Source organism: Arthrobacter crusticola, from assembly GCF_004357995.1.
Lineage (GTDB): Bacteria > Actinomycetota > Actinomycetes > Actinomycetales > Micrococcaceae > Arthrobacter_D > Arthrobacter_D crusticola.
The window spans coordinates 509624-523558 of record NZ_SMTK01000003.1; the positions used below are offsets into that span (position 1 = coordinate 509624).

The following is a 13935-nucleotide window of genomic DNA, read 5'->3' on the forward strand; positions in this document are numbered from 1 at the left end:
GCGCCGCGGCCTGCCGCCCGCGCGGGCGGCACAGCTGCCCGGATTCTCAGCGTGCCCGTGCTGTCGCGGTGCGGTGTGCCGGTCCTCGAACCCGCGACCCCGCACCGCCTGCCAGCGGGGTCAGCGCATATTGACGAACTGCAGGTCCGCTTCGTCGAAGTTCTTCAGCAGGGCCATGGTGGCCTGCAGATCGTCACGGGACTTGGAACTGACCCGCAGCTCGTCGCCCTGGATCTGGGATTTGACGCCCTTGGGCGCCTCGTCGCGGATCAGCTTGTTGATTTTCTTGGCGATGTCCTGGGCAATGCCCTCCTTGATGGAGGTCTCAAGCCGGAATTCCTTCCCGGACGGGTAGGGCTCTCCGGTGTCCAGGGACTTAAGGGAGATGCCCCGCTTGATCATTTTCGACTGAAGGACATCGAGGACGGCGAGCACGCGCTCCTCCGAATTCGCCTTCATGAGGATCTTCTCGCCGCTGAAGTCGACCTCCGCGCCCACGCCCTTGAAGTCGTACCGCTGGGCGATCTCCTTCTGGGCCTGGTTCAGGGCGTTGGCCACCTCCTGCTTGTCCACTTTGCTTACGACGTCGAACGTGGATTCGCTAGCCACTGTGCCTCCTTGAAGTTGGATTCTTTCCTGCTTCCAGCCTACTGGCTCGCGGGCAGCGGCGCCCGGCCGGCGTCGTGCCGCCTCCGCCTGTTCATCGAGGATGCGGAACCGACGCCTCGGGTACGGTTCCACCCGTTTCTTCCGCATTGTTGACGCCGATTCGATTATGAGGCGGATGTTCTGTAAAGTTGTCTTGCCCGCGCTTGCTGCGGGTTGTCTTCATCTGGAGACGTTCGGCAGATTACCCGAGCGGCCAAAGGGGGCTGACTGTAAATCAGCTGGCACAGCCTACGGGGGTTCGAATCCCTCATCTGCCACAGCAAGGAAAGGCCCGCACTTCACTGCAACAGCAGGGAAGGGCGGGCCTTTCGCTTTCTCGAGATTAGGTTCTTGCCCACACCTTGCCCTTCGCCTGTGAGACGGCGTGATCCAGGGCGTCGGCAACGGCATCACCGGCACTGTCGGGAATACGTCATTCTCCCTGCACCACGCCCGGAACGTGCTCGTCTACGACTGCGCGTTCGAGCAGTGCCTGAAGCTCGGGCACGTCATGGGTCTTCAGGGCTGCGACGGGGTGACCGTGCGGGACTGCACCGTCCTGGGCAAGGCACCTTCCACTACCGATTCCCTCTACAAAGAAGCGATTCAGGTCGACGTGTCCACCCTGGCCGGGGCGTCCTACGCGGACAACCTAGGCTCCTACGACGGGCTGCCCACGATTAATGTCACGGTGGACGGGTGCCGGTTCCTGCCGCTCACGGTTGGAGGGACCACCTACCCGGCGCCGAACCCGGTGGGCAGCCACGCTTCCATCGAGGGCCGCTACTACCGCAACATCACCGTCTCAAACTGCCTGATCCAGGACGCTGTATCGGACACGACAAGCAGTTACTTCGGGATCCTTCACTTCGTCGCCGCGGACGGGGTTTCTGTGGTGAACAACCGGTTCATCTCCACGACCGCCCAGCCGGCCACAGGGATCATGTTCTACCGCACGCACCTCGGGCGGCCCTGGCCGACGTGGCGAACACGGCATCGAACATCACCTACGCGGTGCCTTTGGTGCCCCGGAACCTCCGGGTTACCGGCAACCACTTCGAGGGATCTACTTCCACCTCGACGTCGCCGAACCTGATTTACGTGTCCGGGGACTCCGCTACCGGGGTAAAGGTCTCGGAGGTGGAGATTTCAAATAACCGCTTCGTCCAGTGCATCCCGGATGCGACGGCGAATGTTGGGTGCAACCCGATCTACGCCGCCTACACGACCGGACTGACGGTTACCGGGAACACCGCAAGAGCGTCCGCAGGCTGTTCTACGGAGTGGCCGTGGACCGTGTCCTCGTCTCGGGTAACACCGCGGAAGGCTGTTACAACCAGGTGATCGCCCTCAGCGCCGCCTCCTATGACAGCATCATCAACGCCAACGTGATCCGCGACTACAACGGGTACGCGATCCGCCTGTTCACCAACTGCAACGCCGTATCCATCACTGGGAACACGCTGCGGGGTATGCGCGGAACGTCCCCCACGAATACCCCTATCGCTGGGGAGTCCAGCAACGCCGTGAAAACCGCGCAGAACATAGTTCTTCAGGATCAGACGCGGCCGGTGGGCATCCTCTACTCCGGTACCTCAACGGGCGGGATGATCGACGGTAACCTCATCGCAGGTTTCGCCACCCCGGTATCCCAGCCCGCGCAAAAGTTGGGCGGGCAGCTTTGGCGGGGTGCGCGCCTGTATACGGCGATTGTCGCCTAATGGTGTTCCTGGCATTATTCGCAGAATGTCATTTCGGCAATATCGCCGCAGCATTGGTATCGGTGTTCATAGTCCGTTAGGTGACCCTATCGATTAGCCCCCACCCTTTACAGTGTGGGGGCTAATCGTCGTCTAATCCTCCTGCGCGATGATCGACGCGTAAATCCCTGAAAGCGCTTTCACGCCGGCTTCCGCATCATGGACCTGGGCGATGAAAGACTTAGCATCCTGCTTTGCGGACGCTTGCTGAGGATCATCGAGGGCCATAAGCGCCCCGGAAGCTACTTCTGCCGGCTCGGGCCCACTGAGCCGAACCAACTCCGGGTAGTAATCTTGGCGGGCACTGCTCACCAGAGGGACGCCGCTGGCTAGTGCTTCAAGCTCACTTGTTGCAAGTACGTCGGTCATCTGCCCCACGACGACGGACGCTGTTGCCAACCAGTTCTTGTAGTCCTCGTAACTTTTCTTCGGGACCAGAGAGACGCCGGCTGCCCGGGCGTCCGCGGCGCCGGGACCCCAGTCGAGGCCCCACATCTCGACATTGGGGCGGGCTTCCCTTATCAAGCGGGCCACTTCGAGCATCATCTCCATGCCTTTCACTTCCTCCCATCTGGAAGCGAAGATCACACGGTTGGGTACAGGCTGCCAGGTGGGGGCTTGGTCGAGGCGCACGGTTATCGGAAGGTAGATTGCATCCGCCCTGTGCTTCTCGACGTGTTCCGCGAGGTCCGGTGTGGCGTACACGACGGCGGACGCGTGCTTCATGCCGAACTCAATCTTCGACTTCCATGCGTCGTATTGGCGGGTGCGGATGTCTGTGCCGTGGAGGTGGAGCACCCACGGCTTCCTGACCCACCGCATGTGCGGAGATAAGCCGCCGGTGTGCAGGTGGGCTACGTCGTACCGCAGGGAGTAGATGGCGAGAGTCCCGTCCCATACGAGGGGTCGGGCGCGGAGGGCGGGGTGCTTAAGCGGCCCAGTCCATTGCTTTTTGTAGTACCAAGGGATTTTTGTGGTCGACCATCGGCGGCCGAGTTCGTTTGCCTTTTCTACAAGGTTTTTGCCGACGTTGGCTGCGTCGTGGATGTGTAAAGCGTTGATGTCTTTGCGGTCTCCCATTCAACTGATCATAGTTGGGTGGGCGCTATCCTTGCGTCGTGAGTACGGGTTGGCATGGGGTCCCACCGGCTCGGACAGATCAGCACCAAGAACCCCTTCCGTCGAAGCTCACGGACTATTTACCCGGTTCCCGTGCATCCAAACTTGGCCCTGAATGACCAGGTCTGGGGGTGGTTGTTTTCTCCAATGACGGAAGCAGCCTCAACGACGGAAGCGCCAAAGCCGGCCCCCGCTACGGCCCCGAAACCGATGCCACCGCCCGCGCCGACCCAAGCGCCACCGCCGCCTCTGCCGCCATCTGCTCCCTCCACCCAACTTTCCCCGCGAGGGAACCTGATGAAGCAGATTGGTGAGAACGCAGGTATCAAGGACGCTAACGGTGAATTGCTCGTCAGCTTCGTCGTGAACCGCATTGCCGTCGATATCCAATGCACAGACGAACTCGCCAGCCCGCCCGAGAACGGCCACTTCGTCGCGCTAGTTGTATCCGTCCAGACAAGTCCGAACATGCTCAACTCGGATCTCATCAACGAGTTCAACTTCTCCGCATCAAACTTCACCGCGATCGCGCCAGACGGCACAACATCCAACGCCAGCCCGGACACTGCCGCCATCATCTTCTGCCTCGATGACTCAGTGTTGCTTCCTTACTCGATCGGCCCCGGCGAGAACGTCAATGGACTAGTCCTCCTCGACCTGGCGAACCCGTCAGGGATCCTCGTCGCTGAGGACTTCTGGACCGAGAGCGCATGGGAATGGGCCCACTAAGGTGCTGTATTGCGAATCCCTAGCTGAACTCGAGGAGGCAGATGCGCCGGATGGCCAGTCTTGAACGATCATCACGGCCCCCGTCAGTCGGCTATATGCCGTTGATGAACCCCAGGCGGCAATGTAGATCAGCTGGCACAGCCCACGGGGTTCGAATCCCTCATCTGCAACATCGCCGGAATACCGGGGAAGACAGTCCGTCCAGACCTTGGGGAAGGTCAGGGTGGGCTTCCTTTTTGCCGGGTTGTTGGCGAAATCGCTGGGGATGCGTCCGGATCAGGCGCTGCCAAGGAGACCAAGTTTTTTCGCAGTTTTCACCCACCAGGGCCCTCCAGCCCGGCATCGGGTGGGATGCTTGTTCGAGTGCCTGTTCGAGGCACGTCTGTCTTTCAGGGATTGAGCATGAACATCAAGTCCGGGTTCCTGGCGCTGCTCGCCGCGGGCCTTCTCGTCACCGCGGTCGAGCCTGCCGCCGCGCCTGCCTCCGCCGCGCCTGCCGCCGCCTCCGCAGCATCAGCCCAGGTCACCACGATTCAGGAGGCAGCCCGGGCCCTTCCCGTGGCAGCAGAAGACAATCTCGGATTCGACCGCGACCGCTATTTCGGCCATTGGGTGGACGCGGACGGGGACTGCCAGGACACCCGCGCCGAGGTGCTGGTCCAGGAGAGCAAGGGGTCGCCCAACTACACCTCGGCCCGGCGCTGCACGGTCGCGAACAGTCGGTGGGTGACCGGGTTCGACAACCGGAACCACAGGTCGGCCACCACCGTCCAGATCGACCACACGGTTCCGGCTCATGAAGCGTGGGGTTCGGGCGCACGCTCATGGACGCAGGACCGCCGGATCGCCTTCTACAACGACCTGGATTATCCGGGCTCGCTCAACGCGCAGCCGGGAACCCTGACCAGGGCCAAACAAACGTCGGGCCCCGAGGAATGGGCACCTCCGCTGAACCGCTGCACCTACGTCGCGCAGTGGATCACCGTGAAGACGCGCTGGGGCCTGACGGTCGACAGCGTCGAGAAGGCCGCACTGGTCCGGTACGCCGATGCGTGCCCGCCGACGAGGCTGACCATCACCAAGGTCTGAGCGCAGGCAATGTGCTGGCGGGTGTCCCCGGCCCTCCCATTCGGGGGTGGCAAAGAGTATTCTGAGCGCCAAGGTCGCTGAAGCGGAAGGGCTGGCATGCGGGCTTCCAGGGAGAGCGGGCTCAATGGAGCTGCCCGCCGCACCATCGTCGTCACTCTTGTTCTGCTGATGTGTCTGGTCGGGGTGAGCCCGGCCCGCGCTGCGACCGTGGTCTCGGACCCGAACCACCACTGGGTCCTCGTCAACAAGACCCACCCGCTGAATCCTCTGCGGTACGTTCCTCCGGACCGGGTCAACTGGGCCGGCACGGGCCACTGGATGCGGCGGGACGTCGCCTCGGCAGTGACCCGGCTCTTCAGCGGTGCCCGCTCGGCGGGTCACTCGCTCGGCGTCGTCAGCGCCTACCGTTCGTACGACGAGCAGGCGGCCCTGTACAACCACTATGTGCGGACCTACGGCCAGGCCGAGGCCGACCGGATCTCCGCCAGGCCCGGCCACAGCGAACACCAGACCGGCCTCGCCGTCGACGTCGGCAACGCCGCCGGAGGGTGCGAACTCGCCGGCTGCTTCGGTGATACCCCCGGCGGGCGCTGGGTGGCGGCCAATGCGCACCGCTACGGGTTTATCGTCCGGTACCCCAAGGGTTACACCCACATCACCGGGTACACCTACGAACCCTGGCACCTGCGCTATGTCGGCGTCGCACTGGCTACCGACATGAGAAACCGCGGCATCCCAACGATGGAGCAGTACTTCAGCGGGCCCTCCATCCCCAGTGCGGCGGATGTTCTCGCCGCTGACTCCGCCGGCGTTCTCTGGAATTATCCCGGGAACCAGCGCGGAAGTTTCTCGCCGCGGTTCAGGCTGGGCTCCGGCTGGGGCCAATTGAAGTCCGGTTTCACGGCCGACTGGAACGCCGACGGAATCAAGGACGTTGTGGCCCAGTGGAAGAGCGGCGCACTGACCGTCTACCGTGGCCGCGCCTCCGGCGGGTTCCTCAGCCCCATCACGGTGGGCAGGGCCGGCTGGGAGTCGATGACCATCACCGTCGGCAAATGGCACAACGGCCACCCGTATCCGGGAGTGGTGGGGTACGGCTCCGACGGGACCCTGTACTATTACCCGAATCCGTCCGGGGGTGCACTGGGGGCGCGCCAGCAGCTCGGGAGCGGTTGGCAGGGCCTGAAGCTGACGATGGCGGACTTCGACAACGACCGGCGCCAGGACGTGCTGGCGACACGCACTTCCGGAGCTTTGATGCTCTACCGGTCCAACGGCGCCGGCCGCTTCGTCTCCGAGACGCGCCGTCAGATCGGTTCCGGCTGGAACACGATCGCGCAGTCGCACGCCTCCTTCGGCTTCGACGGCGCCGGGAGCCGCGGGCTTATCGCCAAGGTGACCGACGGGCGGTTGATCTACTACGGACTCGGCACCAATAAGTTCCTTGCCAGCAGGCAGGTCGGCACCGGATGGGGGCCGCTTAACGTCTTCCGCTGAGGCGGGATCGGGCGGACAACCGGGCCTGCGGGCGCGGGATTCTACGGGAGGGTATCCCGCAAATCCAGAAGAATGAGCCGAGTGCACGGCCGATGCCGCTGGTCTAGATTCAAGGGGACAGCGTCCATCTGCGAACGGAGCACCACGATGAAAAACAAGCTTGTCTTCGCCTCGGGCATGGCCGCCGGGTATGTATTGGGCACGCGGGCCGGCCGGGAGAGCTACGAAAAGATCAGGACCAAGGCCAACCAGCTGTGGAACAACCCCAAGATCCAGAGCACCGTCTCGAGCGCCACCGACACCGTTAAGGACAAGGCCCCTGCCGTCCAGGGGAAGCTCACCAGCGTCCTGAAGAAGCGGGGCAACGGCTCGGACTCCAAGGACACCCCGTACTCGGGCACCCCCGTCGCCGTCGTGCCGCCGCCCGTGACCGATGGAGGCCTCGCAGGGACCGGCCTCGACGACCCCACCATGGTCGACCCGATCCCTACCCTTGCCGACGACCCCAACTCGCGTCCGCCGCTGAGCTGACCCGGCGTCCGGGACATGCGGGTCCGGCCGGCACATCGTGTGCCTGTCGGGCCCGTTTCAGTGTGCCGTTTCAGTGTTCTTTGGAGCGCAGGATCTCCAGGTGCTCCCGCCGGGCGGCGGCGTTCAGGGGGCCGATCAGCGCGAGGTACAGGCCCAGGGCGATGAAGAACGCCACCCAGAAGTCAACGAAGACCATCAGGACGGCGGCAAGCACGACGGCCGCGGCGAACCCGATGGCAGCCCATTTCGTCAGGCGCTTCGCCATCGGCGGCAGCGAGTCGTAGGCCTTCATCGGCGGTTCCCTCCTCCCTGTCCATTCTAGTAATCGGCTCCCCGGCCGTCGCGCTTTTCCAGCGGACACCCTCGGCGGGGCAACCCCTCGCCGGTGTCACCGCACAGGTCTACCCTGTTGGCATGGCGCAGGCTTCGGGGTGGCACGGGATTCCGCCGGCCGCCGACCGGTACGGACCGCCGCTGCAGTTGGAGCGGCCTGCCGGGCCGGTGACCGAGTCGGTGAAGGCCCCTGCCTTGTGGGCCCGGCTCTGCTATGCCGACGGCACCGTCCGCACTGTCAAGGGCTTCGCCATGGCGTGGACCACCGATGCCGTGCGGGTCCAGTGGATCGAGCATTCACGGGCCCGCGAAGCGTGGCTTCCGGCCGATCAGTGCACCCGCAGGGAACTGCCGGCCCCGGGGAGGTTCGCCGCCTGAGCTTCAGGGCCGGCGTCTCAGCCGGTCGGGTCCTCCCGCGTCAGCTCCGTGGTCAGCAGCTGGTCCTTGGCGGGCCCGGTCACGTCCCACTCGTAGTTCAGCCGGTCCTGCGCCAACGCGGTGTACTCCACCCGGTAGGTGTCGGGGGAGCACCAGTGCTCGTCCCGCCAGGAGCCCGTGGTGAGGCCGAGGCGGTGGAAGGGCCGGCCGTCCTCGAACAGGACCTCCCACGGCGCGGCCGGCCCGCCGGGAACCAGAAGGTACCGCCGGCTTGCGGGGCCGGTGAAGGGCGCAACCGCTCGTCCGGTGGAGGGACGAACGCCGGGCCAGTGCACCGTCCCCTCCTCGTGCCAGAACAGCCCCGGGCCGCCGTCGGGCACCGGCCGGAAGGTGAGGGTTCCCGTGAACGTGCCCACCGTCGCATCGGCGCGGTTGAGGAGGCTGCGCCGGACACGCCAGGCGCCGAGGAGGTAGGAGCGAAGATCGGGAACCGGGACATTCATGGCACTCAAGCCTAGTCCGGCTGAGGCCCGCGAGAAGGACCGGCAGCCGTCCGGAGGGCCTCCGTCCGCTCCTGGACCTCCAGGTGTCCCCTGCCGGTGAGTCGGACCTCGGCCGTGTCGCGGGGGGAGATGAGGCGCTCCTGCGCCATGATCAGGCCCTGCTTCTCAAGCCCCGCGGCCTCGGCGGCCAGTTCATCGGGGGAAAGACCGACGGCGGCGCCCAGGCTCGACGGGGACGCACAGTGAACGCGCGTCAGGGCAGCAAGAAGGGTGAAGCGCCGGTCGCGCGGAGGCGCAGGCGGGTCGACGGTGCGTGCTCCTGCGCCCAGCGCCATTGACCGAACGATGAGGAAAAGGGCACAGGCGGCCAGCGGCAGGACCGCGGTGAAACCGGAGGAAAACGCATTGGACATCCCGGGGGGCGCCCCGCGGAAGTGCTGCAGATACGCCGCGCCCAGGAGCACCGACGCCACGATCGCCGCGGTTTCGACGGCGGGGAAATGCCGCGGGCGGATGGTGCGGTGCCGGCGCAGCAGGAACGGGAAGGCCACTCCGAGGACGGCGATTGCCACGAGGAGCACGGCGAGCGCGGTTCCGGTGAGCTGTGAGGCCCGGACGCCGAGGAAGGACGCCGCGAAGTAGCAGGCGAGTCCCGCCGCCACGACGAGGAGGAGCCAGCCCTCGGGCGCGGTCGACGTGCCGTGGAGACGGGCGGCCGCCGATTCGCCCTCATCGAGCGTCCTGCGCGCCTGCACCGCATTTGGAGCGGCAGCATTTGCCGGGGAGTCGCTCATGATCGCCTAGGGCTGGAGTTGTATACCCGCCACGCTATGCCTGTGGCGGGCGCGGCGCAAACACGGGTGTCCACCATGGTCTCGGGCACCAGGGAAGGCGTTCCGCCCGCGGCGGCTCCGGCGGTGGAGCGCTGGAGGGGCTTCATCGACAGCGAACACGGGCGACACCGTCCGGTGGACTCGTTACCGTTGAACCATGGCAACCATCGATATCACCGAGGCAAGCTTCCCCGAGACCATCGAGGGCAACGACATTGTGTTCGTTGACTTCTGGGCCGAGTGGTGTGGGCCCTGCCGGCAGTTCGCGCCCGTCTACGACGCCGCGTCCAAGCAGCACGAGGACGTCGTCTTCGCCAAGGTCGACACCGAGGCCGAGCAGTCCCTCGCCGCCGCCGCCGGGATCACCTCGATCCCGACGCTGATGGCGTTCCGCGAGCAGGTCCTCGTGTTCTCCCAGCCCGGGGCCCTGAACTCTTCGCAGTTCTCCGAACTCGTCGACGCCGTCAAGGGCCTGGACATGAAGGCCGTCCACGAGCAGGTCGCCCAGCAGCAGGCCGCCGCCCAGGCCGATCCAGCCGACGGCCAGTAAGGCAGCAGGCTCTCTCCAAGACCCTGGTCGGGCCCCCACCTCCCATCGGAGGTGGGGGTTTCGCCGTCTCCGGGGCGTACGGCGGGTTCCGGGAAGTGGAGGATCGGCGCGGTGGAACGGACCGTGCCTGCCAACGCCGATGAGGTCAGTGGTAGCGGTGGTCCTCGGGCCGAAGGCGCGGTCCGAAGGCCTGCTTGCGGAAGCCGCTGGCATAGAGCATGCGCACCACCCGCTGCCGGTTCCCCGCCCAGGGGGCGAGCAGCTTGAGCATCCCGGCGTCGTCGGTCCGCCGTCCGGTGAGGGCGGCCCCCACGAAGGAGGCAAGGTGGTAATCCCCGACCGAGATGGCGTCGGGGTCCCCGTGGGTACGCTGCATGACCTCGGCCGAGGTCCAGACGCTGATCCCGGACACCGAGGAGAGGCCCCGGCTCACCAGTGGACCGGCGGGCACTGCGGCGAGGCGCTCGAGGCCCGAGGCGACGAGCGACGCCCGGAGCAGCGTGGCCGAGCGGCGGGGGTCGACGCCGGCGCGGTGCCACTCCCAGGAGGGGATTTTCCGCCACTGTTCGGCGGTCGGCGGCAGTCGGAGCTCCGGGGGAGCGGATCCGCCGGCGCCCGGGGCGGGATCCCCGTACCGTTCGAGCAGGTACCGCCACGACCGCCGTGCCTCGAAGGTGGTGACCCGCTGTTCCAGCACGGCCCGGGCCGTGGCGTCGAGCACGCGCCCGGTGGAAGGCAGGCGGAGCCCGGGGCTCAGGTAGCGGCCCTTTTTGGCGAGCTCGGGAAGCGTGGCCCGGAAGTCGGGGCTGTCGAACCCGCTCCAGTCGTCCTCGCTTCCGAGCAGGCGCGGAAGCCCGTGGAGTGCCGCTTCGGCGCCGGGGCCCCAGACGGTGGCTTCAACCCGGGACGACCGAAGGGTACCGCGCTGCTGGAGGCGCAGGGTGGTGGCGCCGTCGGCCGTGCGGAAGGCGAGCCAGTGCGCGCTGCCAACGGTGCGGAATGCCGGGTCGTACGCGCCGCACTGAAGCGTGCCGATCGTGCCGGCGAGGTGGTAGGGGCCGCCGGGCTCCCAGACCGTCGTGACGCCGGCGGAACCGACGACAACGGGGGAACTGCTCATCCCACCATGGTGCCACGGACCCCGGCGCCCCCGGCGTGCCCGGGTCGCGACACTCCGCCCGTGGCAGGACCGGTGCGCTCCATGACGTCCGGGCAGCCCAAAGACGTCCGGCGCACCCAAAAGCGACAAGCGCGCGCGATTAATCCGGTGCGTTTGCCGCAAAGTGGTCCGTCCGCCGCCGGGGGGACCCGCGGGCACCGCTTTGGGTCGATGTGTTTCAGGCCGCACCCCTCTCCGAGCGCCACCCGGTAGCTTTAGGACTATGAAGTATGCGAACTCAGTAGTCGACCTGATCGGCAACACCCCCCTGGTCAAGCTCAATAGGGTCACCGACGGCATCGCGGCAACGGTGCTCGCGAAGGTCGAGTACCTGAATCCGGGCGGGTCGGTGAAGGACCGCATCGCGGCGAAGATGCTCGACGCCGCGGAGGCCGAGGGCAAGCTGCGGCCCGGCGGGACCATCATCGAGCCGACCTCGGGCAACACCGGTGTGGGGCTGGCCCTGGTGGCCCAGCAGCGCGGCTACAAGTGCGTATTCGTGGTGCCGGACAAGGTCGGCGAGGATAAGCGCAACGTCCTGGCGGCCTACGGCGCGGAGGTCGTCGTCACGCCGACGGCCGTGGAGCCGGACAGCCCCGAGTCCTACTACGGGGTCTCCGACCGGCTCACCCGCGAGATCCCCGGCGCGTACAAGCCCGACCAGTTCTCCAACCCGAACGGACCCCTGAGCCACTACGAGACGACGGGGCCGGAGATCTGGAACGACACCGACGGGCGGATCACCCACTTCGTCACGGGCGTCGGCACCGGCGGCACCATCACCGGCACCGGACGCTACCTCAAGGAGGTCTCCGCGGACCGCGCCGGGGGCCCGGTCCGGGTCATCGGCGCCGACCCCGAGGGCTCGGTCTACTCCGGCGGCACCGGGCGCCCCTACTTCGTCGAGGGCGTCGGCGAGGACATCTGGCCCGCCTCCTACGACCCCTCCGTGCCCGATGAGATCATCGCAGTCTCCGACGCCGAGAGTTTCGCCATGACCCGGCGCCTGGCCCGCGAGGAGGGCCTGCTGGTCGGCGGATCCTGCGGCATGGCGGTGGTCGCGGCGCTGCGTGCGGCCAAGGACCTGACCGCCGACGACGTCCTGGTCGTCCTGCTGCCCGACGGCGGCCGCGGCTACCTGGGCAAGATTTTCAGCGACGACTGGATGGAGTCGCACGGCTTCCTCGATGCCGGGGACGACGCGCCCGTGGCCGGGGTGCTCCACGCGAAGGCAGGCACCCTGCCCGACCTCGTCCATACCCGCCCGGGCGACACCCTCCGCGACGTCATCACCCTGATGACCCGGTACGGGCTCTCCAGTGTTCCGGTGCTCTCGCACGAGCCGCCCGTGGTGCTGGGCGAGGTGCTCGGATCGGTCGACGAACGCTCGCTGACGGAGAAGATCTTCACCGGCCAGGCCAAACTCACCGACAGCGTCTCGGCCCACATGGGTCCGAAACTGCCGCTGATCGGCTCGATGGAGTCGGTCGGCACGGCGCGGGAGCGCCTCCAGCACAGTGACACGGTCCTGGTCACCCTCGCCGGCGCGCCGGTGGGAATTTTGACCCGCCATGACCTGCTGACCTATATGAGCAGCTAACCCTTCGACCACCAGGAGCAGCGTGACCCAGTCAAGCAATTTCGGCTTCAACACCCGCGCGATCCACGCGGGCCAGGTTCCCGACCCGACCACCGGGGCCGTGATCCCGCCCATCTACCAGACGACGACGTTCGCCCAGGACGGCATCGGCAAGCTGCGCAACGGCTACGAGTACGGCCGCGGCACCAACCCCACGCGCGACGCCCTGCAGTCCCAGCTGGCGGCACTGGAGGGCGGAACGCACGCGTTCAGCTTCTCCTCGGGCCTGGCCGCTGAGGATTCGCTCATCCGGGCGGCGCTGCGGCCCGGGGACCACATCGTGCTCGGGAACGACGCCTACGGCGGCACCTACCGTCTGATCGACCGGGTGCTGTCCCAGTGGGGCATCACCAACAGCGCCGTCGACATGGCCGACATCGACGCCGTGCGCGCCGCGGTCGCCGGCGGGCAGACCCGCATGGTGTGGGTCGAGACGCCGTCGAACCCGATGATGAAGATCACCGACATCGCCGCCATTGCGGAGATCGCCCACGCGGCCGGCGCCCTGCTGGTCGTCGACAATACCTTCGCCTCCCCGTACCTGCAGCAGCCGCTGAGCTTCGGTGCGGACGTCGTCGTGCACTCGACCACCAAGTACATCGGCGGGCACTCCGATGCCAGCGGCGGAGCCGTGATCGTGAAGGACGAGGACCTTGCCGAAAAGGTGGGCTTCATCCAGTTCGCCGTGGGGGCGGTGTCCGCGCCGATGGAGGCCTGGCTGACCACGCGGGGGCTGAAGACTCTGGGCGTGCGCATGGACCGGCACAGCTCGAACGCCGCGTCGATCGCCCGGTGGCTCACCGAGCAGGAGGGCGTGGAGCGGGTGTACTACCCGGGGCTGCCGGAGCATCCGGGCCACGACCTCGCCGCGGCGCAGATGAAGAGCTTCGGCGGCATGATCTCGGTGACCTTCACCGGTGGGGAGGCCGCGGCGCGTGCGGTGGCCGAATCGACGAAGGTCTTCACTCTCGCGGAGTCACTGGGCGGCATCGAGTCGCTCATGAACTACCCCTCGGCCATGACGCATGCCTCGGTGCGGGGCACCGACCTGGCGGTGCCGGAAAACCTCATCCGGCTTTCCGTCGGCATCGAGGACCTCGAGGATCTGATCAGCGACCTTGAGCAGGCGCTGGGCTCGCTCCGGGGGTAACGGCCGAGTCGGCTGAA

Annotated in this window: 16 protein-coding genes and 1 tRNA gene; 11 read left to right on the forward strand and 6 right to left on the reverse strand. The window is 66.6% G+C overall.

The window, feature by feature from the left end:
• Positions 1-120: 120 nt before the first annotated feature.
• The gene (locus E2F48_RS10120; protein WP_120164599.1) at positions 121-609 is read right to left on the reverse strand and encodes a YajQ family cyclic di-GMP-binding protein; all 489 of its coding nucleotides are present in this window, start codon (positions 607-609) and stop codon (positions 121-123) included.
• Between the two features lie 235 nt (positions 610-844).
• On the opposite strand from E2F48_RS10120, the gene E2F48_RS10125 reads away from it, so the two are divergent.
• The 3 genes from E2F48_RS10125 to E2F48_RS10135 all read left to right on the forward strand — a co-directional run bounded on the left by E2F48_RS10125 (position 845) and on the right by E2F48_RS10135 (position 2369).
• Positions 845-926 (forward strand) — tRNA-Tyr (locus tag E2F48_RS10125).
• Between the two features lie 107 nt (positions 927-1033).
• Positions 1034-1744 carry a hypothetical protein gene (locus E2F48_RS10130; RefSeq protein WP_133403855.1) on the forward strand — a complete coding sequence of 237 codons (711 nt, stop codon included), beginning with the start codon at positions 1034-1036 and terminating at the stop codon, positions 1742-1744.
• Between the two features lie 103 nt (positions 1745-1847).
• Positions 1848-2369 carry a right-handed parallel beta-helix repeat-containing protein gene (locus E2F48_RS10135; protein WP_165968740.1) on the forward strand — a complete coding sequence of 174 codons (522 nt, stop codon included), beginning with the start codon at positions 1848-1850 and terminating at the stop codon, positions 2367-2369.
• A gap of 132 nt (positions 2370-2501) precedes the next feature.
• On the opposite strand, the gene E2F48_RS10140 is transcribed toward E2F48_RS10135, so the two are convergent.
• Entirely contained in the window at positions 2502-3488 is a 987-nt protein-coding gene (locus E2F48_RS10140) for a glycosyltransferase family 4 protein (RefSeq protein WP_133403857.1), read from the reverse strand.
• A 336-nt stretch (positions 3489-3824) separates the two neighbouring features.
• Here E2F48_RS10140 and E2F48_RS10145 point away from each other — a divergent pair, with 336 nt between their 5' ends.
• From E2F48_RS10145 to E2F48_RS10160, 4 genes are all read left to right on the forward strand, one after another.
• Positions 3825-4256: a hypothetical protein gene (locus E2F48_RS10145; RefSeq protein ID WP_133403858.1), complete on the forward strand. Its 432-nt coding sequence runs from the start codon at positions 3825-3827 to the stop codon at positions 4254-4256.
• Between the two features lie 402 nt (positions 4257-4658).
• Entirely contained in the window at positions 4659-5345 is a 687-nt protein-coding gene (locus E2F48_RS10150) for an HNH endonuclease family protein (RefSeq protein WP_185149809.1), read from the forward strand.
• A gap of 96 nt (positions 5346-5441) precedes the next feature.
• Entirely contained in the window at positions 5442-6842 is a 1401-nt protein-coding gene (locus E2F48_RS10155; RefSeq protein WP_133403859.1) for a D-alanyl-D-alanine carboxypeptidase family protein, read from the forward strand.
• Positions 6843-6989: 147 nt separating this feature from the next.
• Entirely contained in the window at positions 6990-7373 is a 384-nt protein-coding gene (locus E2F48_RS10160; protein ID WP_133403860.1) for a YtxH domain-containing protein, read from the forward strand.
• 70 nt (positions 7374-7443) lie between these two features.
• Here the strand turns inward: E2F48_RS10160 and E2F48_RS10165 are convergent, their stop codons facing one another.
• Complete coding sequence (locus E2F48_RS10165; RefSeq protein ID WP_133403861.1) at positions 7444-7665, reverse strand: hypothetical protein; 222 nt, start codon at positions 7663-7665, stop codon at positions 7444-7446.
• A gap of 122 nt (positions 7666-7787) precedes the next feature.
• Here E2F48_RS10165 and E2F48_RS10170 point away from each other — a divergent pair, with 122 nt between their 5' ends.
• The gene (locus tag E2F48_RS10170; RefSeq protein ID WP_133403862.1) at positions 7788-8084 is read left to right on the forward strand and encodes a hypothetical protein; all 297 of its coding nucleotides are present in this window, start codon (positions 7788-7790) and stop codon (positions 8082-8084) included.
• 17 nt (positions 8085-8101) lie between these two features.
• On the opposite strand, the gene E2F48_RS10175 is transcribed toward E2F48_RS10170, so the two are convergent.
• Positions 8102-8587, reverse strand: coding sequence for a DUF6314 family protein (locus tag E2F48_RS10175; protein WP_133403863.1), 486 nt, complete (start codon positions 8585-8587; stop codon positions 8102-8104).
• 11 nt (positions 8588-8598) lie between these two features.
• A complete protein-coding gene (locus E2F48_RS10180; protein WP_133403864.1) occupies positions 8599-9381 on the reverse strand; it encodes a hypothetical protein in 783 nt (260 codons plus the stop codon).
• A 196-nt stretch (positions 9382-9577) separates the two neighbouring features.
• Between E2F48_RS10180 and E2F48_RS10185 the strand changes: the two genes are divergently transcribed.
• Positions 9578-9970: a thioredoxin family protein gene (locus E2F48_RS10185; RefSeq protein ID WP_133403865.1), complete on the forward strand. Its 393-nt coding sequence runs from the start codon at positions 9578-9580 to the stop codon at positions 9968-9970.
• Between the two features lie 145 nt (positions 9971-10115).
• Here the strand turns inward: E2F48_RS10185 and E2F48_RS10190 are convergent, their stop codons facing one another.
• Entirely contained in the window at positions 10116-11090 is a 975-nt protein-coding gene (locus tag E2F48_RS10190) for a DNA-3-methyladenine glycosylase family protein (RefSeq protein ID WP_133403866.1), read from the reverse strand.
• Between the two features lie 262 nt (positions 11091-11352).
• Here E2F48_RS10190 and E2F48_RS10195 point away from each other — a divergent pair, with 262 nt between their 5' ends.
• Together E2F48_RS10195 and E2F48_RS10200 are read left to right on the forward strand one after the other, a co-directional pair.
• A complete protein-coding gene (locus E2F48_RS10195) occupies positions 11353-12729 on the forward strand; it encodes a cystathionine beta-synthase (protein ID WP_133403867.1) in 1377 nt (458 codons plus the stop codon).
• Between the two features lie 22 nt (positions 12730-12751).
• Positions 12752-13918, forward strand: coding sequence for a cystathionine gamma-synthase (locus E2F48_RS10200; protein ID WP_133403868.1), 1167 nt, complete (start codon positions 12752-12754; stop codon positions 13916-13918).
• The last annotated feature ends 17 nt before the right edge of the window (positions 13919-13935 follow it).

Excerpts from the sequence above, each read along its gene's own strand:
- E2F48_RS10155 (WP_133403859.1), top strand. The coding sequence starts at position 5,442 with ATGCGGGCTTCCAGGGAGAGCGGGCTCAATGGAGCTGCCCGCCGCACC.
- E2F48_RS10170 (WP_133403862.1), top strand. The coding sequence starts at position 7,788 with ATGGCGCAGGCTTCGGGGTGGCACGGGATTCCGCCGGCCGCCGACCGG.
- E2F48_RS10195 (WP_133403867.1), top strand. The coding sequence starts at position 11,353 with ATGAAGTATGCGAACTCAGTAGTCGACCTGATCGGCAACACCCCCCTG.
- E2F48_RS10150 (WP_185149809.1), top strand. The coding sequence starts at position 4,659 with ATGAACATCAAGTCCGGGTTCCTGGCGCTGCTCGCCGCGGGCCTTCTC.
- E2F48_RS10185 (WP_133403865.1), top strand. The coding sequence starts at position 9,578 with ATGGCAACCATCGATATCACCGAGGCAAGCTTCCCCGAGACCATCGAG.
- E2F48_RS10140 (WP_133403857.1), bottom strand. The coding sequence starts at position 3,488 with ATGGGAGACCGCAAAGACATCAACGCTTTACACATCCACGACGCAGCC.
- E2F48_RS10145 (WP_133403858.1), top strand. The coding sequence starts at position 3,825 with ATGAAGCAGATTGGTGAGAACGCAGGTATCAAGGACGCTAACGGTGAA.
- E2F48_RS10190 (WP_133403866.1), bottom strand. The coding sequence starts at position 11,090 with ATGAGCAGTTCCCCCGTTGTCGTCGGTTCCGCCGGCGTCACGACGGTC.
- E2F48_RS10175 (WP_133403863.1), bottom strand. The coding sequence starts at position 8,587 with ATGAATGTCCCGGTTCCCGATCTTCGCTCCTACCTCCTCGGCGCCTGG.
- E2F48_RS10160 (WP_133403860.1), top strand. The coding sequence starts at position 6,990 with ATGAAAAACAAGCTTGTCTTCGCCTCGGGCATGGCCGCCGGGTATGTA.
- E2F48_RS10180 (WP_133403864.1), bottom strand. The coding sequence starts at position 9,381 with ATGAGCGACTCCCCGGCAAATGCTGCCGCTCCAAATGCGGTGCAGGCG.
- E2F48_RS10165 (WP_133403861.1), bottom strand. The coding sequence starts at position 7,665 with ATGAAGGCCTACGACTCGCTGCCGCCGATGGCGAAGCGCCTGACGAAA.